Consider the following 20409-nt stretch of genomic DNA (forward strand, 5'->3'; position numbering starts at 1 on the left):
ATGCGGAAACTCTGGAGCGCGCTACGCCGACCCAGTGCTCGTTGGTCGGTACTGGCGCTGGTCGCTATTGGGATTGTCATTGGCATTGCGCTGATTGTATTGCCACACGTTGGGATCAAAGTCACCAGCACAACCGAATTTTGTGTCAGTTGCCACAGTATGCAACCGGTGTATGAAGAATATAAACAGTCGGTGCATTTCCAGAACGCCTCCGGCGTGCGAGCTGAATGCCATGACTGTCATATCCCGCCGGATATTCCAGGCATGGTGAAGCGTAAACTGGAAGCGAGCAACGACATCTACCAGACCTTTATTGCCCACTCCATTGATACACCTGAAAAATTCGAAGCCAAACGCGCGGAACTTGCCGAGCGTGAATGGGCGCGAATGAAAGAAAACAACTCGGCAACCTGCCGCTCCTGCCATAACTACGACGCGATGGATCATGCAAAGCAGCATCCGGAAGCGGCGCGTCAGATGAAGGTGGCAGCGAAAGATAATCAATCCTGCATCGACTGTCATAAAGGTATTGCCCACCAGTTACCGGATATGAGTAGCGGCTTCCGTAAGCAGTTCGATGAGCTGCGTGCCAGTGCTAATGACAGTGGCGACACACTGTACTCCATTGATATCAAGCCGATTTATGCGGCGAAAGGCGATAAAGAAGCGTCTGGTTCACTGCTGCCTGCTTCGGAAGTGAAAGTCCTTAAACGTGACGGCGACTGGCTGCAAATTGAAATTACCGGCTGGACGGAAAGCGCCGGACGTCAGCGTGTACTCACCCAGTTCCCAGGCAAACGCATCTTTGTTGCCTCGATTCGTGGTGATGTGCAGCAGCAGGTGAAAACGCTGGAGAAAATCACCGTTGCCGACACTAATACCGAGTGGAGCAAGTTACAGGCCACCGCGTGGATGAAGAAAGGCGACATGGTGAACGATATCAAACCGATCTGGGCTTATGCGGATTCGTTGTACAACGGCACCTGTAACCAGTGCCACGGCGCACCGGAAATCTCTCACTTTGACGCTAACGGCTGGATTGGCACGCTCAACGGCATGATTGGCTTTACCAGCCTCGATAAACGTGAAGAACGCACCTTGCTGAAATATCTGCAAATGAATGCGTCTGATACCGCAGGTAAGGCTCACGGCGATAAGAAGGAAGAAAAATAATGAACAATAACGATCTCTTTCAGGCATCACGTCGACGTTTTCTGGCACAACTCGGCGGCTTAACTGTCGCCGGGATGCTGGGTCCGTCACTGTTAACGCCGCGCCGTGCGACTGCGGCGCAAGCGGCGACTGAGGCTGTCATCTCAAAAGAGGGCATTCTTACCGGGTCGCACTGGGGGGCTATCCGCGCGACGGTGAAGGATGGTCGCTTTGTGGCGGCAAAACCGTTCGAACTGGATAAACATCCGTCGAAAATGATCGCCGGATTGCCGGATCACGTACACAACGCGGCGCGTATTCGTTATCCAATGGTACGCGTGGACTGGCTGCGTAAGCGCCATCTGAGCGACACCTCCCAGCGCGGTGATAACCGTTTTGTGCGCGTGAGCTGGGATGAAGCCCTCGACATGTTCTATGAAGAACTGGAACGCGTACAGAAAACTCACGGGCCGAGTGCCTTGCTGACCGCCAGTGGTTGGCAATCGACGGGGATGTTCCATAACGCTTCGGGGATGCTGGCGAAAGCTATTGCTTTGCATGGTAATAGCGTGGGTACGGGCGGAGATTACTCTACCGGTGCTGCGCAGGTGATCTTGCCGCGCGTAGTTGGCTCAATGGAAGTGTATGAACAGCAAACCTCCTGGCCGCTGGTATTGCAGAACAGCAAAACCATTGTGCTGTGGGGCTCCGATTTGCTGAAAAACCAGCAAGCGAACTGGTGGTGCCCGGATCACGATGTTTATGAATATTATGAGCAGTTGAAAGCGAAAGTCGCCGCTGGTGAAATTGAGGTCATCAGCATCGATCCGGTTGTCACGTCCACCCATGAGTATCTGGGACGCGAGCATGTGAAGCACATTGCGGTTAACCCGCAAACTGATGTGCCGCTGCAACTGGCGCTGGCGCATACGCTGTACAGCGAAAACCTGTACGACAAAAACTTCCTCACTAACTACTGTGTGGGTTTTGAGCAGTTCCTGCCGTATCTGCTGGGCGAGAAAGATGGTCAGCCGAAAGATGCCGCATGGGCTGAAAAACTGACCGGCATTGATGCCGAAACTATTCGTGGGCTGGCGCGGCAGATGGCGGCGAACAGAACGCAGATTATTGCTGGCTGGTGCGTACAGCGTATGCAGCACGGTGAACAGTGGGCGTGGATGATTGTCGTTCTGGCGGCGATGCTGGGGCAAATTGGCCTGCCAGGTGGTGGCTTTGGTTTTGGCTGGCACTATAACGGTGCAGGCACGCCGGGGCGTAAAGGCGTTATTCTGAGTGGTTTCTCCGGCTCTACGTCGATTCCGCCTGTTCACGACAACAGTGACTACAAAGGTTACAGCAGCACCATTCCGATTGCCCGTTTTGTCGATGCGATCCTCGAACCGGGGAAAGTGATCAACTGGAACGGTAAATCGGTAAAACTGCCGCCGCTGAAAATGTGTATTTTTGCCGGAACTAACCCGTTCCATCGCCATCAGCAGATCAACCGCATTATTGAAGGCTGGCGCAAGCTGGAAACGGTTATCGCCATAGATAACCAGTGGACCTCAACCTGCCGCTTTGCTGATATCGTGCTGCCTGCGACTACGCAGTTTGAGCGTAACGATCTCGACCAGTACGGCAACCACTCCAACCGTGGCATTATCGCCATGAAACAGGTCGTGCCGCCGCAGTTCGAGGCGCGCAACGACTTTGATATCTTCCGCGAGCTGTGCCGTCGCTTTAATCGCGAAGAAGCCTTTACCGAAGGGCTGGACGAAATGGGCTGGCTGAAACGCATCTGGCAGGAAGGTGTACAACAGGGCAAAGGACGCGGCGTTCATCTGCCAGCTTTTGATGATTTCTGGAATAACAAAGAGTACGTCGAGTTTGACCATCCGCAGATGTTTGTTCGCCACCAGGCATTCCGCGAAGATCCGGATCTCGAACCGCTGGGCACGCCGAGTGGCCTGATTGAGATCTACTCGAAAACCATCGCCGATATGAACTACGACGATTGTCAGGGGCATCCGATGTGGTTTGAGAAAATCGAACGCTCCCACGGTGGGCCAGGCTCGCAGAAGTATCCGTTGCATCTGCAATCTGTGCATCCCGATTTCCGACTTCACTCGCAGTTATGTGAGTCAGAAACGCTGCGTCAGCAATATACGGTAGCGGGTAAAGAGCCAGTATTTATTAGCCCGCAGGATGCCAGCGCGCGCGGTATTCGTAACGGTGATGTGGTACGCGTCTTTAACGCTCGTGGTCAGGTGTTGGCTGGAGCAGTGGTTTCTGACCGTTATGCACCCGGCGTGGCGCGAATTCACGAAGGGGCATGGTACGATCCAGATAAAGGCGGTGAGCCTGGTGCGCTGTGCAAATACGGTAACCCCAACGTGTTGACCATCGACATCGGTACTTCGCAGCTGGCGCAGGCGACCAGTGCGCACACTACGCTGGTGGAAATTGAGAAGTACAACGGAACAGTGGAGCAGGTGACGGCGTTTAGCGGCCCCATCGAAATGGTGGCGCAGTGCGAATATGTTCCGGCGTCGCAGGTGAAATCATGACCACGCTAACAGCACAACAGATTGCCTGTGTCTACGCCTGGCTGGCGCAGTTGTCCTCCCGTGAACTGGACGATGAACAACTGACGCAGATCGCCAGTGCGCAGATGGCTGAATGGTTTTCGTTGCTGAAAAGCGAACCGCCGCTCACTGCGGCGGTGAATGAGCTGGAAAATCGTATTGCCACTCTGACAGTACGTGACGATGCTCGTCTGGAACTGGCCGCTGACTTTTGCGGCCTGTTTCTGATGACCGACAAACAAGCGGCGCTGCCTTATGCTTCGGCCTACAAACAGGACGAGCAGGAGATTAAACGCTTGTTAGTTGAGGCGGGGATGGAAACCAGCGGCAATTTCAACGAACCGGCAGATCATCTGGCGATCTATCTCGATTTGTTGAGTCACCTGCATTTTTCACTGGGAGAGGGGACTGTTCCTGCGCGAAGAATCGACAGTTTGCGGCAAAAAACACTGACGGCGCTGCGGGAATGGTTACCAGAGTTTGCTGCACGTTGCCATCAGTATGACAGCTTTGGTTTTTACGCGGCACTAAGCCAGTTATTGCTGGTGTTAGTGGAGTGCGACCACCAAAACAGATAACGTCGTTTGTAGGCCTGATAAGACGCGTTAAGCGTCGCATCAGGCATTATGGCAGAGCCGCCGGATGCGGCGTGAACGCCTTATCCGGCCTACGGGAACAGTGATCTTTGTAGGCCTGATAAGACGCGTTAAGCGTCGCATCAGGCATTATGGCAGAGCCGCCGAATGCGGCGTGAACGCCTTATCAGGCCTACGGGAACAGTGCCCTTTGTAGGCCTGATAAGACGCGTTAAGCATCGCATCAGGCAATATGGCAGAGTCGCCGGATGCGGCGTGAACGCCTTATCGGCCTACGGGAACGGTGATCTTTGTAGGCCTGATAAGACGCGTTAAGCGTCGCATCAGGCATTATTGCAGAGTCGCCGGATGCGGCGTGAACGCCTTATCGGCCTACGGGAACAGTGCCCTTTGTAGGCCTGATAAGACGTGTTAAGCGTCGCATCAGGCAATATGGCAGAGTCGCCGGATGCGGCGTGAACGCCTTATCGGCCTACGGGAACAGTGCTTTTTGTAGGCCTGATAAGACGCGTTAAGCGTCGCATCAGGCAACAAACTCACGGGTGAGCCACAAACCGGGAAAGCCGCTGGCGTAACAGACGGTTTTCCTGTTTCAGATGTGCAATATCATCCATTAACGTTAGCGCCACCGCGATTCCCGGCCAGTCCAGCGCCAGTTCCTGACGCAGACGTACCGCGCGTTGCACCACAATGGCGGCATGGTCGTCAAATACCCAGGTTGTTTCCTGGATCTCTCTCGGTTCAACCACCCCCAAACCGACAATTTCATTCAACTCCTCTTCAGAAATGCCGGTATGCAGGCAAAATTCGGTAATGGTAAAAGTCACCGTAACATGAGCCATTATGCTTTCCCCCAATCTTTACGTGGATCAAAAGACGACTGGGCGTCTGCCAGTTGTTGCCACAGTGCGGCAGTATTTTCATCCGGTTTCGGCGGCATGACGATTTTCAGTACCGCATACAAGTCACCAGTCTGTTTTTTGCTTACCAGACCTTTGCCTTTAATGCGTAATCGTTGCCCGGCCTGACTGCCTGGCGGAATGGTCAACAAAATGCTTTCTTTCAGCGTTGGTACAGTGACTTTGCTACCCAGAGCCGCTTCCCACGGGCTAACCGGCACCACAATTTCCAGATCCTGACCGACAATATCAAACAACGGATGCGGGGCTATATGAATCACCAGCCACAGGTCGCCATTTGGACCACCGTTTTCGCCTGGCGTCCCCTGGCCTTTCAGGCGAATACGTTGACCATTGCCGACGCCCGCCGGGATCTTCACATTCAGCGTTTTTGGTATTTCCTGTTCGATCATGCCAAAGGCGTTATAAACCGGCAGGTTATAGCTGATGGTACGTTTGTGCTCAGTAAGCGTTTCTTCCAGGAATACCGCAACTTCAATTTCAATATCGTGGCCACGTGTGGCGGGGCGTTGACGGCTCTGGCGGGCATGTTGACCGAAAATTGACGAGAAGATATCGTCAAAATCTTCGGCATTGAAACTCTGACCGTCGCCATGCTGGAACTGGCGGTTGAATTGCGGATCGTTGCGATGCTGCCACATCTGATCATATTCAGCGCGACGCTGTTCATCACTTAACACTTCCCAGGCTTCAGCGACCTCTTTGAAGCGGGCTTCGGCATCGGGCTCTTTGCTGACATCAGGATGGTATTTGCGGGCCAGTCGACGATAGGCGGTCTTGATTGTCTTGAGATCGTCCGTCGGTTTCACGCCCATGATGGCGTAATAATCCTTTAATTCCATAGCGTTATCTCGCGTAAATCAATACAGACAAAGGGAAACCCCTGACAAGGTATCAGAGTTAAGTGTAGGGGAAATCAGAAAAAATCGTAGGCCAGTGATAAAAACATAACTAAAAATGATATTTTCAGCCTGAATTTTGGCAGGTAAAAGAGGGGACGCTTAACCTTCATAGATGCCCCATGACGACGTTGTCAGGGGGCTGAAAATGGTGAATTATCCTGCTTTTACCGCAGTGACCATCACTTCAACCAGAATCTCCGGGCGGGCCATCTCAGCCTGCACGGCAGCACGTGCCGGGCTATATCCTTCTGGCAGCCAGTTAACCCATACGTCGTTGAAATCGGCAAAATCGCGGCTGATATCTTTCAGCCATACCTGAGCTGATAAGAGATGAAATTTATCACTGCCAGCTTCAGCAAGTAATGCGTCGATTTTCTCCAGCACTTCGCACGTTTGTTGCGCGATGTCAGGAGTATTGCTCTTCGGTGTCTGACCGGAGAGAAATACAAGATTGCCATATTCCACACTGGCGGCAAGACGAGGTTGTGGGTTATTACGTTTGATATTCAAGCTGATTGGCTCCATGTCAGTCCATCAAGGGAAATTGCGGGATCTTCGCCCGATAGCAGCGCGCCTAACACCACGGCACTACCCGCCGCCAGCGTAAAGCCCAGACTGCCCTGACCAAGATTCATCCACAGATTTTGATACTTCGCCCGTCCTAATAGTGGCGGACCCGCAGGGGTGGATGGACGCATACCTGTCCATAATTCGGCATCATCGATGCCTTGCAGTTGCGGAAAACTGTTAGCTACGATCTGTTTTAAGGCATTGATTCGTTCAGGGCGCAGTTCATTACCGTCATAGCCAATATCGACCATGGCGGCGATACGCAACCGCTCACCGAGTCGGGCATAGACAATTTTATGACCATAGTCGGTGACACTGATTTGCGGTGCGATCCCCATTTCTTGTGGGAAGGGGAGCGTCAGACTGTAACCTTTCAGACCGCAGATCGGTACGTGAGTCCCGGTTTCGGCAAGTAAATGCTTACTGCCATTACCCGCGGCAACGACATAATCATCTGCAACCAGTGTTCCTGTGCTGGTGGTAAGGGAATCAATGCGCTCGCCTTTTTTATTCAACTGCAAAACTTCACAATCGGTTTGTAGCGAAAAATTTGCGCTGGCATTAAGTTTGGCAAGTAATGCCTGGCAGAACTTATAGCAGTCCGCCGTTTCATCGCCGGGGGAGTAAATACCGCCACACAATGAATGACCAATATGTTTTAGTGCTGGTTCAAGATGAACGCACTCTTCGCGTGATAAAGCCTGTTGAAATTGCGGATTAATACCTTTTGCTGCTTTGGCTAAATCTTGTGGGCGGCGATGAATAATCAGTTTGCCAGAGCGGCGCCAGTGAAAATCATCAAGATTATCTTCCAGCAGCCACTCTTCCATGACCTGACGGCTTAACAGTGATAAGCGTAAAATATGGTCGCCATTGAGTTTATTTGTCCGGCTATTGCAGGCCAGTAAAAATTCCAGCAACCAGCGCCACTGGCTAAATGACATGCGCAAACGCATATTCAGGGGAGAGTTGCTTTTCCCCATCCATTTAATTCCCTGCATCGGTACGCCTTTATCCGCCAGAGGAGCAACGTAGCGATAACTGAGTTGCCCACCATTAGCAAAACTGGTGGCGACGCCTGCCTGGCTGTTGCGTTCTAACAATTGCACCTGATGGCCCTGTTTTACCAGCACCCATGCTGTTGCCAGACCAATTACCCCGCCGCCAATAACTACAATGCGTTTTTTCATCACCTGAGATATCCACCGCTAATAAATGCGTTGGGGTTATGTCAAAGCATTTAGGCCTGAGGAGCAATTGACTTTTTATTTTCAGGGTATAACTCAAGGTTAATGGCTCGCAGTTGCTGACGTAATTGCTGACAGAGGAAATCGACAAATTTTTGTGTAATGGGGCTAAGTGAAACGTCGGCGCGACGTAGCAAGCAAAGATCAATTTTCATTGGCGGGGCGATGGGGTGAATCGTCTCTGCCGGGAGGTTATGACGGGCAGAGAAAATATCGGTAATACTGCATCCCATTCCGCGTTTTACAAATTCCGTGGCCATGTAATAGGTCTGGACATTCAGGCGCGTCGTCAAAAAATCACGTCGTTTAGCTATTGCATCGGAAAGGGAATGAGGGCCGGGAGAAATCCAGCGTTGTTGGTCAATCTTGTCTATTTCTACTGCGCCCTGGCGATAGTCACGGTCGATATAAACCAGTGGAACTTCGGCTATCAGCGTCGTCATAATCTCCCCCTGTTGAATCGGCTGTAGCGTCAGGGCCAGATCAATCTCACGAAGATCAAGTTTTTTAACCAGCGTCTCAGTGTGCTCTGTCGTCAGTGTCATGACCAGATTCGCATTCTGCTGGTAAAACGCAGTGACTATTTCCGGCACCAGACTTAATCCCAGGCTTGGCAGGCATCCCAGGGCGATTCTGGCTCGCGGATCTCGCGTCAGGTTATCGGCCAGCAGTCGCAGGTTATCGAGTTCGTGATAAATCGACTGCGCTTTTTCAAAAAGTGTGATCGCTTCGCTGGTTGGAAGAAGCTTGCCACGAACTCGCTGAAAGAGCTGAAAACCGAGTTTTTGCTCAGCGTTTTTTAACGCTTTACTGGCGGCCGGCTGGGAAATATTCAGCGATTCCGCTGCCCGTGAAAGTGTCCCGCATGTCATCACAGCATAGAAGATTTCCAGGTGGCGCAGTTTCATTAAGAGTTAACCCAGAGTTATAGACGATAGATAAAAAGTCATTTCATGGTAACACTAAGTTAACATAAATTTAATGCGTAACGCCTGTTCTGGTAACAATGCGTTATTTGCCCACCTAAAGGGGTTAATTACGAACTCAGAATAATACCTGTAGTACCCGGACAAACCCTCAGTGCATTTTGCTAACAATAATAACGAGGGGGGATATTTTCTGAGCTTTCCAAATACATCGGCTGATATTGAAAGTCGATTCGATGGGGTTAAGGAGTTATATGAGTGACTCAATGCTCGCTGGTGGTTTACTAACCAGACAAAATATCACCAAAAAGAATGTCATTATTGGCTTGTTGTTGATTGCATTTTTACTGACAGCGTTCTGGTGCCAGGGGCGTCCAGGTAATGAACTCGGACTGCTTGGTTTTACACCACTGGTGGCGTTAGCGGTGCTCTCGTTGATAGGCGTCGATATTGTTCTGGCGGTTATTTCATCAATTATTATTGCGATGATAATGACTTCCACCGGCTTACCTGAAATGGGCGCCATGCTGGCAAAATCGACGGGATCGTTTATCGCCACTGTTGGTTTGATCATTATGCTTGGCGCAGGCGTAGGTGAAGTGGCAACACGTACCGGAGCCGCCGTTGAACTGGTCAAATTTGTGGTGCATCGTATCGGGCTTTCCAGCCAGACACGGGGCAAATTTGGCATCGTCGTCTCATCCATTCTCATCTGTGGCGCGCTGGGCACAATGGCAGGCGGCAACGCCATTATTGTTGCGGTGATTATTCCCGTGGCGGCGGCAGTACGGCTGACACCGCCTACAGTGGCTGCACTGATGATGACGGCGGGGTCAGTGGGATTGTTTACCGGGCCATTTACTCCCAGCACCGTGACGATTTTACAACTCGGCGGCCTGACTTATCCGCAATACCTGATGTACGTCGGGCTGCCAATGAGCGCCGTAACGTTATTTGCTGGCTGGATAATGGCCGGGCGAATTCAGAAGATGACGGAAGGAAAATTACACTACGAAGTGGATCTCTCAGAGAAAACTCAGGATGAAGAAGATCCTGCCCGCGATCGTCGTCGCAAACTCAGCGCCCTGGCATTTGCTGCAACCATTATTGTGATGGCGGTTATTGGCGTAGTGATAAAAGCAGGTTTTAGTTTTGCCATTATCGTTATGCTGTTGGTGGCGTTGATCACCGGGCTGGTGGGCGGATTAAGCCCAACCGGGATCCTGCAAGCCCTGTATAAAGGCTGTGGCAGACTGGTGTGGATGTTTCTGCTCTACTGGCTGTATAACCCGATTCTGGAACTTATGGATAGCCTGCAGGCGTATCAGGGGTTGCTCGAATACACACAACCACTGTTAACCGGGATATCTCCGGCATGGCTTTGCTTCTGTATTTTTGCCTTTAACATTATCGGTCATGTGCCAGGTGCTGCTGTTGCTCAGATGACCTTCACGCATAAAATATTTGGTCCGATGTTGATGGCTGCGGGAGTGCCGCCACAGGGTACAACGGCAGTATTATTAGCCTCATCGCAAGTGGACTGGTTTGGGCCTTTCCCTTCATCGGATATGTTCGGTCAAATGGGGCTGGCACAATCTACTCACCTGAAATATATGCTTTATAACGGTTGGGCCATTGTCATTGCCAATATCATTCTTTTTGCCGTGCTGTTTCAGATATTAGTTTAACGATACAAACCAGGCGATAGCGCGACGACTGTCCGTTATCGCCTGACGGTTTCCCGCCTCGTCATCTGCTAAATTGCGAACCTGTTCCCGGAAAAATGCCATATTTCTGTCACACTCTTAATTGATTGATAACTAAAGAGGTGATGGGAATGAAAAAAACGCTAATCGCTGCGGCCGTGGCTGGGATGGTTTTACTCTCTTCGAATGCTCAGGCACAGACCGTGCCGGAAGGCTATCAACTACAGCAAGTGCTACTCATGAGCCGTCATAACTTACGTGCGCCTCTGGCAAATAATGGCAGTGTGCTTGAGCAGTCGACGCCGAATAAATGGCCGGAGTGGGATGTTCCCGGTGGACAACTCACGACCAAAGGCGGTGTGCTGGAAGTGTATATGGGCCATTACATGCGTGAGTGGCTGGCAGAGCAGGGAATAGTGAAAACGGGTGAATGCCCGCCAGCAGATACTGTTTACGCTTACGCCAACAGCTTGCAACGTACCGTCGCTACTGCACAATTTTTTATCACAGGCGCATTTCCGGGGTGTGACATTCCTGTTCATCACCAGGAAAAAATGGGCACTATGGACCCAACCTTTAACCCGGTGATCACCGATGATTCCGCCGCATTCAGTGAGCAGGCGGTGGCGGCAATGGAAAAAGAGCTCGGCAAACTTCAGCTTACCGACAGCTACCAGTTACTGGAAAAAATCGTTAACTATAAAGATTCACCAGCCTGCAAAGAGAAACAGCAGTGTTCGCTGGTGGACGGTAAAAATACCTTTAGCGCGAAGTATCAACAAGAACCAGGCGTTTCCGGGCCGCTAAAAGTGGGCAACTCGCTGGTGGACGCGTTCACCCTGCAATACTACGAAGGTTTCCCGATGGATCAGGTGGCCTGGGGGGAAATCAAATCAGATCAACAATGGAAAGTGTTGTCGAAACTGAAAAACGGTTACCAGGATAGCCTGTTTACTTCACCGGAAGTGGCGCGTAATGTCGCGAAACCGCTGGTTAGTTATATCGACAAAGCGCTGGTTACCGATCGTGCCAGTGCGCCGAAAATCACAGTGCTGGTTGGGCACGACTCAAACATTGCCTCTCTGTTAACGGCGCTGGATTTCAAACCGTATCAGTTGCATGACCAGAACGAACGCACGCCGATTGGCGGCAAAATCGTTTTCCAGCGTTGGCATGACAGCAAAGCTAATCGCGATTTGATGAAAATTGAATATGTGTACCAGAGTTCGGAACAGTTGCGTAATGCCGATGCGTTAACGTTGCTGGCACCTGCGCAGCGTGTGACGCTGGAATTAACCGGCTGCCCGATAGATGCCAACGGTTTTTGCCCAATGGATAAGTTTGATAGCGTGTTGAATGAAGCGGTGAAATAACAGAAAGCTCCCCCGCGAGAAGCGGGGGAATATGAGACTGATGACAAACGTGAGATTGCCTGATGCGCTACGCTTATCAGGCCTACCCGAGAATTGCACTATATCGAATTTGCACCATCATGTAGGTCGGATAAGGCGTTCACGCCGCATCCGGCATGAACAAAGCGCACTTTGTCAACAATTTGAAAGCTCCCCCGCGTGAAGCGGGGGAATATGAGACTGATGACAAACGTGAGATTGCCTGATGCGCTACGCTTATCAGGCCTACCCGAGAATTGCACTATATCGAATTTGCACCATCATGTAGGTCGGATAAGGCGTTCACGCCGCATCCGGCATGAGCAAAGCGCACTTTGTCAACAATTTGAAACTTCCCCCGCGAGAAGCGGGGGAATATGAGACTGATGACAAACGTGAGATTGCCTGATGCGCTACACGTATCAGGCCTACCCGAGTATTGCACTATATCGAATTTGCACGATCATGTAGGTCGGATAAGGCGTTCACGCCGCATCCGACATGAACAAAGCGCACTTTGTCAACAATTTGAAAGCTCCCCCGCGAGAAGCGGGGGAATTGCTGATTAAACGTTTTTACGTTCGATGGTCTGTTCGCCCCAAAAAAGCGAATCTTTATCGGTTTTAGCAAAGGCTTTGACTAACACTTCATCGCTACCTTCTTCCCAAATCTTTTCCGCCATTTTTTCGTCGTACCCGGCGACTTCGAAAATGACCTCGGCTATTTCCGGCGACGTATTGCGCAGAGATGCCCATTCACCCACGTGATGAGCTTTCGCTTCTTGAGTTGGCATGCGTATCCTCCTGTTGAAGATTAGCCGTTAAGTTTAACTGCCAGACCAGCGACATATTCCCCCTGATAACGTGCGATAGACAACTCTTCCTGGCTGGGTTGGCGTGAACCGTCACCGCCTGCAATGGTGGTTGCGCCGTACGGCGTTCCGCCGCGAACCTGCGAGACGTCAAAAAGTTCCTGCGCTGCGTAGCCAATAGGGACAATTACCATGCCGTGGTGCGCAAGTGTCGTCCAGGTGGATGTGATGGTTTGTTCCTGACCGCCGCCGGTGCCAGTAGAGCTAAAGACGCTCGCCAGTTTTCCGTACAATGCGCCAGAAGCCCACAGGCCGCCAGTCTGGTCGAGGAAGGTACGCATTTGCCCGGACATATTGCCGAAGCGGGTTGGCGTACCAAAAATAATGGCGTCGTAATCGGCCAGTTCTTGCGGAGTTGCAACGGGTGCAGTTTGCGTTTTACCGCCTGCTTTCTCGAATAATTGCGGCTGCATGGTTTCCGGTACACGCTTAACAACAACTTCTGCGCCATCGACTTTGCTTGCGCCTTCAGCGACTGCGCGCGCCATCGTTTCGATATGTCCGTACATGGAATAATAAAGCACCAGAACTTTAGCCATTTCTAACCACTCCTCGTGTTATCTCTATTCCGTAGCGATTCGCTACCACTCTTTTAAAGATAAGACGTCCTTTTCAGAGTGCAAATTTCACAACCACTTATTTGATTTATAACAACTTTCACAAGCGCGTAAATTTGTCGCAAAATGATACATTTTTATCCCATAGCGTTTTTTTAATCATAAGAGAGGCTTATGGATAATTATTGGAAATGATATCTATTCTCGCTCAGAACCTGTTGCAGGATGTTACCAAACGCGGGTTCACCCGCGTCAGTTCACTAAGCTTAGTCCCACGTAGCGAAAATATGGCACCGCCATACGCCGCGTTAATCCTATGCAATGCAATATGATGTCTACATCAAGACGGAGGTCAGTAATGGCAAACCATCGAGGCGGTTCCGGCAATTTTGCAGAAGACCGCGAAAGAGCATCAGAAGCAGGTAAAAAAGGTGGACAGCACAGCGGGGGAAATTTCAAAAATGACCCGCAGCGCGCATCTGAAGCAGGAAAAAAAGGTGGCAAAAGCAGCCACGGCAAAAGCGACAACTAGCCGGGCTAATCAATGACGAATGGACGAATGCATTTTTGTCTGAAGCTCGTCAAAAAGCCATCACCGCCGGTTACCCGGCGGTTTTCTGTTCATGGCTCCTGATGAACAACTTCTGGCGGAGGAACGTCGACCAACTTTCTGCTTAACAACGCATTGAGTAAAATCGCGCCAAAAGTTGCTGTACCGATCCCTCCCAACGTAAAACCGCCCAGCGTCAGAGCAAAATCACCCGCGCCCAGCACTAACGTTACCGCGACCATTATCAAATTGCCGTTCTGGCTTAAATCCACATGATTTTGTACCCAGATCCGTGCGCCTGCGACGGCAATTAGCCCGAACACAACAATTGATGCACCACCAATCACCGCTGCAGGAATGGTATGAATCAGCGCGCCAAATTTCGGTGAAAAGCCCAACAGCATGGCGATAACGGCAGCAGCAACAAACACCAGCGTCGAGTAGACTTTTGTCACGGCCATCACACCGATATTTTCAGCATAGGTGGTCACGCCGCTACCGCCGACAGAGCCGGAAAGCATCGTCGCCAGCCCATCACCGACGAATGCTCGTCCCATATACGGATCCATATTGCGTCCGGTCATCCCGGCGACCGCCTTGAGATGACCTAAGTTTTCCGCCACCAGAATCACCGCCACGGGCGCAATCAGCATCATCGCCTGACCATTAAAACCAGGAGTGGAAAAATGCGGCAGACCGAACCAGGCAGCATGGCTGACGAGAGTAAAATCGACGGCTTTTCCCAGCCCAAAAACGTTGGTCATCAACCCATACAGCAGACAGGCGACAATTAACCCTACGAGAATCAACAACCGCTGGATCATGCCACGGGTAAACACGGCCACCAGCCCAATACACAGCACCGTCATTACCGCCATCCAGCTATCAAAGCCTGAAGCCGATACACTTTTTACCGCGATAGGCGCTAAATTCAGACCAATCGCCATCACCACCGCGCCCGTCACTACTGGCGGCATCAGACGTTCAATCCAGCGCGTACCGATCTTCATCACCACCAGGCCAATGACGGTATAAACCAGCCCACAGGCGATAATCCCGCCCAGCGCGATGCTGATATTCGGGTTAATCCCCTGACCGTTAAAGCCCGTCGCGGCGATCACCACGCCAACAAAAGCCGCGCTGGAACCGAGATAACTGGGGACGCGCCCGCCGGTAATAAAGAAAAACAGTAACGTGCCGATCCCCGACATCAAAATGGAAAGATTGGGATCCAGCCCCATCAGAATCGGCATTAACACCGTCGCGCCAAACATCGCCACCGCGTGTTGAACGCCCATTACTGCCGTCTGAGCAAACGGCAATCGTTCATCCGGCGCGACCACGCCGCTCTCTGTAGAGGTCGATTTCAACTGCCAGTGAGGAAAATCGAACATTGCCATCAGCTGTCTCCTTAAGGAGGTTAACAAGCAGGGCGCATCAGCGCGTGATAACTGCGATCGAACCACACCAGCCCGTAGGGGGTGGCGTGACGATGAATCGCTTCGATGGCGCAAAACAGAATGTCGTGGGTGCCGACGCTCACCACCTGGCTGATACGGCAGTCAAACGAAACCAGCGCCTCTTCCAGTTGCGGGCATCCGGTCACACCCGTCTGCCAGCGGGCGGCGGCAAAGCGGTGTTCCATGGGCGTTTTGCCGCCAAAAAGGTTTGAAAGCGGCTCCTGCCCGGCGCTAAGTGTATTTACACACAGCGTTCGGTTTTCATTGAATATCGGCCAGACGGACGCCCCGCGATTCAGGCACACCAGTAATGTAGGCGGCGTGTCGGTCACGCTGCAGACCGCGCTGGCGGTGAACCCGGCGCGCCCGGCTGGACCGTCCGTGGTAATGATATTGACCGCCGCGCCCATACAGGACATCGCATCGCGAAAGGTTTGTTGATCGACAATATTCATAGTTTGCTCCTTATAACAGCCCGCAGGCCTCTTCAAAGGACAGACGCGGCAGGCGCGGATAAAGTTTGCTGCTATCGCCATAGCCGATGTTAATCAGCAAGTTGCTTTTCAGCGTGCTACCCGCAAAAAAGGCGTCGTCCACGTGTTGACGGTCGAAACCAGACATCGGGCCGGTATCCAGCCCCAGCGCACGGCAGGCAACGATCAGATAGGCCGCCTGCATGGAACTATTGCGAAACGCTGTTTCTTCGGCAAGTTGTGGGCTGGAGGTAAACCAACTACGGGCATCGCCGTGGGGAAACAGTTGTGGTAACCGTTCATAAAATTCACTGTCCCAGGCGACGATAGCGGTGACGGGCGCAGACGTTCTTTTCCTTCTGCAGTGCGGATAAACACGATCCGTGCCGGAGAACAGTTAGCTGATGTCGGCCCCCATTTCATCAGCGCATAAATCTCCCGTAGCGTCTCATCGCTGACGGGTGTCTCCCGCCAGCCGTTGTGAGTGCGGGCATCGGTGAACAGGGTGCTAAGCGCACCTGGGCTAACGGCTTCGTTCATAGCAATTCCTTACAGGGCGGCTTCACGGTGATGTAACAGGCTGGCAAGCCCGTTGAGTAACAGAGCATTAAACGTTTCGGGATCGGTCACGTTGCAGGCGTGTCCGCCATAGCGCATCACCATTTTCTGGCTATCGGGCAGGGCGGCATGAAGTTCACTGGAACATACTGATGGCACCAGCAGATCATCACTGGCGCAGATGATTTGCACCGGGCAGTGGATGCGAGCCGCATGGTGACTAAAGTCAGCGCGTTTGAGGGCGTTAAGTCGACGAAGTAAATTATTTTTGCCCTGAAAATGCGCCAGTGCCAGCGCGTCTTCTGCTTCCAGGCGAGGTGCGCGGGCCGCCATCCAGTCGGCGGGATAGAGGAACAGCGGCTGCGCTTCCACCCATGCCTGTGCGCCGCCGCTATACAGTAATCGTTCGCGAACCTGAAAACAGCGGCGCGTATGGGCGTTTATTCGTAGCCAGCCGTTAACGCTGATCAGCACAGTTACCGACGCGGGATAATCCAGCGCCAGCTGCATTCCCACCAGCGCACCGAGCGCATGGCCGACCACCGCGTAACGCTCAATCCCTGCGGCTACCAGTGCCTGATGCAATTCTGCTGCCATCTGGGCGATACTGCAATCTTCCGTCAGCGTATCGGGATTATTGCCGGTGCCGCGCTGGTCGTAACAGACTACCTGATACTCCTGCTCCAGCACCGCCAGTTGTGGTAACCAGTAACTGCCGCTACCGCCAAGACCCGAAATCAACACCACTACGGGCGCATCAGCATAAGGGGGAGGTGAGAGTGAAAGTTTCATCGCGGCCTCACTTGGCGATATGCGCAATCGTGGCGATTTCCACCAGCGCGTCAGGTTTTACCAGTCCGCACTGAATGCAGAATCGCGCCGGTTTGTCACCCGGAAAAAACTCGGCGTAGATTTCGTTAATCGCGGCGTAATTTTTCCAGTCGGTAATAAAGATGCTGTTGAAGGTCACATCCGCCATCGTGCCACCCGCCGTTTCGATCACCTTGCGGATGGTTTCCAGAACGTGGCGGGTTTGCGCCTTTGGGTCATCGGCAAACAGCACGTTATTATGTTGATCAAAAGCCAGCGTACCGGAGACGTACACCACGCCATCAGCCAGCGTGCCGGGAACGAAGGGGGCCAGCGGTGCGCTGCTGCCAGCGGGAATAATTACAGATTTCGGCATCGTTAAACTCCTTAAGCGATACGAGCAAAGGACGTGGGAGAAAGCGCGTCGCAGAACGTTTCGACGTCGCTGACCCAGCCAAAAAAGGTTTCGATATTGAACAATGCGGCTTTCTGCGCAAATTCAGGCCCTGCCTGGTGAGTTGCGTCTTCCAGCACCACGCCGAAATACTCCAGAAAAAAGCCGTCGCGTAGCGTCGATTCGACGCAGACGTTGGTAGCGATACCAGTGAAAACCAGATGGCGTATTCCGCGGCTGCGCAAAATGCTGTCCAGCGGTGTATTGAAGAAACCGCTGTAGCGCGGCTTCGGCAGCACAATATCGCCAGGCTGCGGCACCAGTTCATCCACCAGTTGATAATCCCAGGAGCCTTTCGCCAGCAATTTCCCTTGCAGCTGCGGCTGCTTACGCATGGTTTTCAGGGCGTTCGATTTATGAAAATTCGGTGAGCCGGGGCCGCCAGCCTCGACATACTGTTCATCCCAGCCATTTTGAAACCAGATGATCAACATCCCTGCCGCTCGCGCTGCGGTCACGGCGGTTTGAATGTTGGCAATGACCGGGCGAGTGGTTGAGACATCAAACCCGGCGAGATCTAAGTAGCCGCCTGGCGTGGCATAGGCGTTTTGCATATCCACCACGATCAGTGCACTTTGCTGCGGATCGAAGGTAATGGCTTCCGGTCGAGCGGTTAAGGTTGTCATCATGCCACCTCCTGTGTAAGCGCAGGGAGATGGGGGCGGCACAGCATCAGTGGTTGAATGCGCTCGCCGAAGGTTTCGATTCCCGACAGAAAATCATCGAAGGTCAACAGCACGCCTTCGGCACCAGGCACGCTTGCGACTTCATCTAACATGCGCGCGACACTGGCGTAAGAACCGACTAACGTCCCCATATTGATGTTTACCGCCGAAGTGGGATCGCCCATTTGACGGACGTTGGTGTCAGTACCGGAGCGGGTATCTTTCTGACTTTGTTCGGTTAGCCAGCTTAACGCCTCTTCATCCGCGCCTGCTTTGTAGTGTTCCCATTTGGCGCGAGCGGCATCGTCGGTTTCGTCGGCAATCACCATGAACAACACATAAGAGCCAACGTTACGCCCGGTTTGCTCTGCGGCCTGTTTCATCCGCGCAGCGGTTGGGGCGAAAGCCGTGGGCGTATTTACCCCTTTGCCGAAACAGAAGTTGAAATCGGCATACTGGGCGGAGAACGCCATGCCAGCGTCGCTTTGCCCGGCGCAGATCACTTTCATGGGTACACTCGGTTGCGGACTGACGCGACAATCATTCATGGTGAAAAAATCGCCTTTAAAATCGCTTTTCCCCGTGCCCCACAGGTCGCGCAGCACCTGAACATATTCGGTGAGATAGTCGTAACGACGGGAGAAATAGTCATCACCAGGCCAGATACCCATCTGCTCATACTCGGGCTTTTGCCAGCCAGTCACGAGGTTGACGCCAAAACGCCCGCCAGAGATGGAGTCAATGGTTGCGGCCATACGGGCGACTATTGCCGGAGGTAACGTTAAGGTGGCAGCTGTCGCGTAAATCTGAATGCGCGAGGTCACGGCTGCCAGCCCCGCCATCAAGGTGAACGACTCAAGGTTGTGATCCCAGAACTCAGTTTTGCCGCCAAAGCCACGCAGTTTGATCATCGACAGGGCGAAATCGAAATGGTAGTGCTCCGCTTTTTGCACAATGGCTTTATTCAGTTCAAAGGTCGGCATGTACTGCGGCGCGTGGGTCGAAATGAGCCAGCCGTTGTTGCCAATAGGTACGAATACGCCAATTTTCATCATCAACCTCTCTTCGTCTCGTAAAGTGAAAGTCTGACGGGGCGCTGCATCCTGCATATCCTTTTCAGCCGCGTAATGGCTTGTTTGCAAAGCGGATGCCAGTTTTTAAAAATTCAATGTTATTAATGTGTTAACATTGCGTTATCTAAAATGTCTGGAAAAAAGTGGACTAAACGGTCAAAACAGTTGCACATAAAACATGCATCCGTGCGCGATGAGAGTGCAGAAGGTCGAGGCCGGGCGGGGGTTTTGCTATCCTGTTGCTAATCTACAAGAGGGGAGAGCGCATGACGCAAGGCGCAGTGAAAACAACGGGTAAACGTTCGCGCGCAGTGAGCGCGAAGAAAAAAGCGATTCTTAGCGCGGCACTGGACACTTTTTCGCAATTCGGTTTTCACGGCACAAGGCTGGAGCAGATCGCAGAGTTGGCGGGCGTTTCTAAAACCAATCTGCTGTATTACTTCCCGTCGAAAGAGGCACTATATATTGCCGTGCTGCGGCAAATTCTCGATATCTGGTTGGCGCCGTTAAAGGCGTTTCGTGAAGATTTCGCCCCGCTGGCGGCGATAAAAGAGTACATCCGTCTGAAGCTGGAAGTCTCCCGCGATTATCCGCAGGCTTCACGTCTGTTTTGTATGGAGATGCTGGCAGGCGCGCCGTTGTTAATGGATGAACTGACGGGCGATTTGAAGGCGTTAATTGATGAGAAATCAGCGCTGATTGCGGGCTGGGTCAAAAGCGGCAAACTCGCGCCGATTGACCCGCAGCATTTGATTTTTATGATTTGGGCTTCCACTCAACATTACGCCGATTTCGCCCCTCAGGTGGAGGCGGTGACAGGCGCAACGTTGCGCGATGAGGTATTTTTCAATCAAACGGTTGAAAACGTGCAGCGGATTATTATTGAAGGGATTCGACCACGTTAAAGATGCCGGAGGAGGTAGTAACATCCTCCGGCTACCTG

The 20409-nt window shown here is 52.2% G+C and carries 20 protein-coding genes and 1 pseudogene; 7 read left to right on the forward strand and 14 right to left on the reverse strand.

Going from position 1 to position 20409, the window contains the following annotated elements; genetic code table 11:
* The 3 genes from torC to torD are packed head-to-tail and all read left to right on the forward strand — an operon-like array spanning position 1 to position 4315.
* Entirely contained in the window at positions 1–1173 is a 1173-nt protein-coding gene (gene torC / locus FEM44_RS19845; RefSeq protein ID WP_135522868.1) for a pentaheme c-type cytochrome TorC, read from the forward strand.
* The gene (gene torA / locus FEM44_RS19850; RefSeq protein ID WP_135522867.1) at positions 1173–3719 is read left to right on the forward strand and encodes a trimethylamine-N-oxide reductase TorA; all 2547 of its coding nucleotides are present in this window, start codon (positions 1173–1175) and stop codon (positions 3717–3719) included. The genes torC and torA overlap by 1 nt, the downstream gene beginning before the upstream one ends.
* Positions 3716–4315, forward strand: coding sequence for a molecular chaperone TorD (torD, locus tag FEM44_RS19855; RefSeq protein WP_135522866.1), 600 nt, complete (start codon positions 3716–3718; stop codon positions 4313–4315). The genes torA and torD overlap by 4 nt, the downstream gene beginning before the upstream one ends.
* Before the next feature lie 554 nt (positions 4316–4869).
* On the opposite strand, the gene cbpM is transcribed toward torD, so the two are convergent.
* The 5 genes from cbpM to FEM44_RS19880 form a co-directional block, all read right to left on the reverse strand.
* Positions 4870–5175 (reverse strand): chaperone modulator CbpM, encoded by a 306-nt coding sequence (gene cbpM / locus FEM44_RS19860; RefSeq protein ID WP_130205424.1) that lies wholly within the window; start codon positions 5173–5175, stop codon positions 4870–4872.
* Positions 5175–6095: a curved DNA-binding protein gene (cbpA, locus tag FEM44_RS19865; protein WP_130205426.1), complete on the reverse strand. Its 921-nt coding sequence runs from the start codon at positions 6093–6095 to the stop codon at positions 5175–5177. Before cbpA ends, cbpM begins: the two co-directional genes overlap by 1 nt.
* Before the next feature lie 213 nt (positions 6096–6308).
* A complete protein-coding gene (locus FEM44_RS19870) occupies positions 6309–6665 on the reverse strand; it encodes a RidA family protein (RefSeq protein ID WP_135522865.1) in 357 nt (118 codons plus the stop codon).
* A complete protein-coding gene (locus tag FEM44_RS19875; RefSeq protein ID WP_135522864.1) occupies positions 6662–7915 on the reverse strand; it encodes a D-amino acid dehydrogenase in 1254 nt (417 codons plus the stop codon). The genes FEM44_RS19870 and FEM44_RS19875 overlap by 4 nt, the downstream gene beginning before the upstream one ends.
* 50 nt (positions 7916–7965) lie before the next feature.
* Positions 7966–8880, reverse strand: a complete 915-nt coding sequence (locus FEM44_RS19880; protein WP_135522863.1) for a LysR family transcriptional regulator — start codon at positions 8878–8880, stop codon at positions 7966–7968.
* 272 nt (positions 8881–9152) lie between these two features.
* Between FEM44_RS19880 and FEM44_RS19885 the strand changes: the two genes are divergently transcribed.
* The gene (locus FEM44_RS19885; protein ID WP_135522862.1) at positions 9153–10586 is read left to right on the forward strand and encodes a gluconate:proton symporter; all 1434 of its coding nucleotides are present in this window, start codon (positions 9153–9155) and stop codon (positions 10584–10586) included.
* Between the two features lie 149 nt (positions 10587–10735).
* Positions 10736–11977, forward strand: coding sequence for a bifunctional glucose-1-phosphatase/inositol phosphatase (gene agp, locus FEM44_RS19890; RefSeq protein ID WP_135522861.1), 1242 nt, complete (start codon positions 10736–10738; stop codon positions 11975–11977).
* Positions 11978–12560: 583 nt separating this feature from the next.
* Here agp and FEM44_RS19895 read toward each other — a convergent pair.
* Together FEM44_RS19895 and wrbA are read right to left on the reverse strand one after the other, a co-directional pair.
* Complete coding sequence (locus FEM44_RS19895) at positions 12561–12788, reverse strand: YccJ family protein (protein WP_135522855.1); 228 nt, start codon at positions 12786–12788, stop codon at positions 12561–12563.
* Positions 12789–12808: 20 nt separating this feature from the next.
* Positions 12809–13405: an NAD(P)H:quinone oxidoreductase gene (wrbA, locus tag FEM44_RS19900; protein ID WP_001151442.1), complete on the reverse strand. Its 597-nt coding sequence runs from the start codon at positions 13403–13405 to the stop codon at positions 12809–12811.
* A 376-nt stretch (positions 13406–13781) separates the two neighbouring features.
* On the opposite strand from wrbA, the gene FEM44_RS19905 reads away from it, so the two are divergent.
* A complete protein-coding gene (locus FEM44_RS19905) occupies positions 13782–13955 on the forward strand; it encodes a general stress protein (RefSeq protein ID WP_001273658.1) in 174 nt (57 codons plus the stop codon).
* An 89-nt stretch (positions 13956–14044) separates the two neighbouring features.
* Here FEM44_RS19905 and rutG read toward each other — a convergent pair whose 3' ends face one another.
* From rutG to rutA, 7 genes and pseudogenes are all read right to left on the reverse strand, one after another.
* Positions 14045–15373 (reverse strand): pyrimidine utilization transport protein G, encoded by a 1329-nt coding sequence (rutG, locus tag FEM44_RS19910; protein WP_135522854.1) that lies wholly within the window; start codon positions 15371–15373, stop codon positions 14045–14047.
* A gap of 20 nt (positions 15374–15393) precedes the next feature.
* Positions 15394–15888, reverse strand: coding sequence for an NADH-dependent FMN reductase RutF (gene rutF / locus FEM44_RS19915; protein WP_021580649.1), 495 nt, complete (start codon positions 15886–15888; stop codon positions 15394–15396).
* 10 nt (positions 15889–15898) lie between these two features.
* Positions 15899–16446, reverse strand: a pseudogene (locus FEM44_RS19920) (malonic semialdehyde reductase).
* A gap of 9 nt (positions 16447–16455) precedes the next feature.
* Positions 16456–17256 carry a pyrimidine utilization protein D gene (rutD, locus tag FEM44_RS19925; RefSeq protein WP_135522853.1) on the reverse strand — a complete coding sequence of 267 codons (801 nt, stop codon included), beginning with the start codon at positions 17254–17256 and terminating at the stop codon, positions 16456–16458.
* 7 nt (positions 17257–17263) lie between these two features.
* Positions 17264–17650, reverse strand: coding sequence for a 3-aminoacrylate deaminase (gene rutC / locus FEM44_RS19930; protein WP_001126780.1), 387 nt, complete (start codon positions 17648–17650; stop codon positions 17264–17266).
* 11 nt (positions 17651–17661) lie between these two features.
* The gene (rutB, locus tag FEM44_RS19935) at positions 17662–18354 is read right to left on the reverse strand and encodes a peroxyureidoacrylate/ureidoacrylate amidohydrolase RutB (RefSeq protein WP_001307708.1); all 693 of its coding nucleotides are present in this window, start codon (positions 18352–18354) and stop codon (positions 17662–17664) included.
* Positions 18354–19445: a pyrimidine utilization protein A gene (rutA, locus tag FEM44_RS19940; RefSeq protein ID WP_135522860.1), complete on the reverse strand. Its 1092-nt coding sequence runs from the start codon at positions 19443–19445 to the stop codon at positions 18354–18356. Before rutA ends, rutB begins: the two co-directional genes overlap by 1 nt.
* Before the next feature lie 287 nt (positions 19446–19732).
* On the opposite strand from rutA, the gene rutR reads away from it, so the two are divergent.
* Positions 19733–20371 carry an HTH-type transcriptional regulator RutR gene (gene rutR, locus FEM44_RS19945; RefSeq protein WP_000191701.1) on the forward strand — a complete coding sequence of 213 codons (639 nt, stop codon included), beginning with the start codon at positions 19733–19735 and terminating at the stop codon, positions 20369–20371.
* Positions 20372–20409 lie beyond the last annotated feature (38 nt).

The organism is Escherichia sp. E4742 (genome assembly GCF_005843885.1).
In the GTDB taxonomy this organism is placed as follows: domain Bacteria; phylum Pseudomonadota; class Gammaproteobacteria; order Enterobacterales; family Enterobacteriaceae; genus Escherichia.

Excerpts from the sequence above, each read along its gene's own strand:
- torC (WP_135522868.1), top strand. The coding sequence starts at position 1 with ATGCGGAAACTCTGGAGCGCGCTACGCCGACCCAGTGCTCGTTGGTCG.
- torA (WP_135522867.1), top strand. The coding sequence starts at position 1,173 with ATGAACAATAACGATCTCTTTCAGGCATCACGTCGACGTTTTCTGGCA.
- torD (WP_135522866.1), top strand. The coding sequence starts at position 3,716 with ATGACCACGCTAACAGCACAACAGATTGCCTGTGTCTACGCCTGGCTG.
- cbpM (WP_130205424.1), bottom strand. The coding sequence starts at position 5,175 with ATGGCTCATGTTACGGTGACTTTTACCATTACCGAATTTTGCCTGCAT.
- cbpA (WP_130205426.1), bottom strand. The coding sequence starts at position 6,095 with ATGGAATTAAAGGATTATTACGCCATCATGGGCGTGAAACCGACGGAC.
- FEM44_RS19875 (WP_135522864.1), bottom strand. The coding sequence starts at position 7,915 with ATGAAAAAACGCATTGTAGTTATTGGCGGCGGGGTAATTGGTCTGGCA.
- FEM44_RS19880 (WP_135522863.1), bottom strand. The coding sequence starts at position 8,880 with ATGAAACTGCGCCACCTGGAAATCTTCTATGCTGTGATGACATGCGGG.
- FEM44_RS19885 (WP_135522862.1), top strand. The coding sequence starts at position 9,153 with ATGAGTGACTCAATGCTCGCTGGTGGTTTACTAACCAGACAAAATATC.
- agp (WP_135522861.1), top strand. The coding sequence starts at position 10,736 with ATGAAAAAAACGCTAATCGCTGCGGCCGTGGCTGGGATGGTTTTACTC.
- FEM44_RS19895 (WP_135522855.1), bottom strand. The coding sequence starts at position 12,788 with ATGCCAACTCAAGAAGCGAAAGCTCATCACGTGGGTGAATGGGCATCT.
- wrbA (WP_001151442.1), bottom strand. The coding sequence starts at position 13,405 with ATGGCTAAAGTTCTGGTGCTTTATTATTCCATGTACGGACATATCGAA.
- FEM44_RS19905 (WP_001273658.1), top strand. The coding sequence starts at position 13,782 with ATGGCAAACCATCGAGGCGGTTCCGGCAATTTTGCAGAAGACCGCGAA.
- rutG (WP_135522854.1), bottom strand. The coding sequence starts at position 15,373 with ATGGCAATGTTCGATTTTCCTCACTGGCAGTTGAAATCGACCTCTACA.
- rutF (WP_021580649.1), bottom strand. The coding sequence starts at position 15,888 with ATGAATATTGTCGATCAACAAACCTTTCGCGATGCGATGTCCTGTATG.
- rutD (WP_135522853.1), bottom strand. The coding sequence starts at position 17,256 with ATGAAACTTTCACTCTCACCTCCCCCTTATGCTGATGCGCCCGTAGTG.
- rutC (WP_001126780.1), bottom strand. The coding sequence starts at position 17,650 with ATGCCGAAATCTGTAATTATTCCCGCTGGCAGCAGCGCACCGCTGGCC.
- rutB (WP_001307708.1), bottom strand. The coding sequence starts at position 18,354 with ATGACAACCTTAACCGCTCGACCGGAAGCCATTACCTTCGATCCGCAG.
- rutA (WP_135522860.1), bottom strand. The coding sequence starts at position 19,445 with ATGAAAATTGGCGTATTCGTACCTATTGGCAACAACGGCTGGCTCATT.
- rutR (WP_000191701.1), top strand. The coding sequence starts at position 19,733 with ATGACGCAAGGCGCAGTGAAAACAACGGGTAAACGTTCGCGCGCAGTG.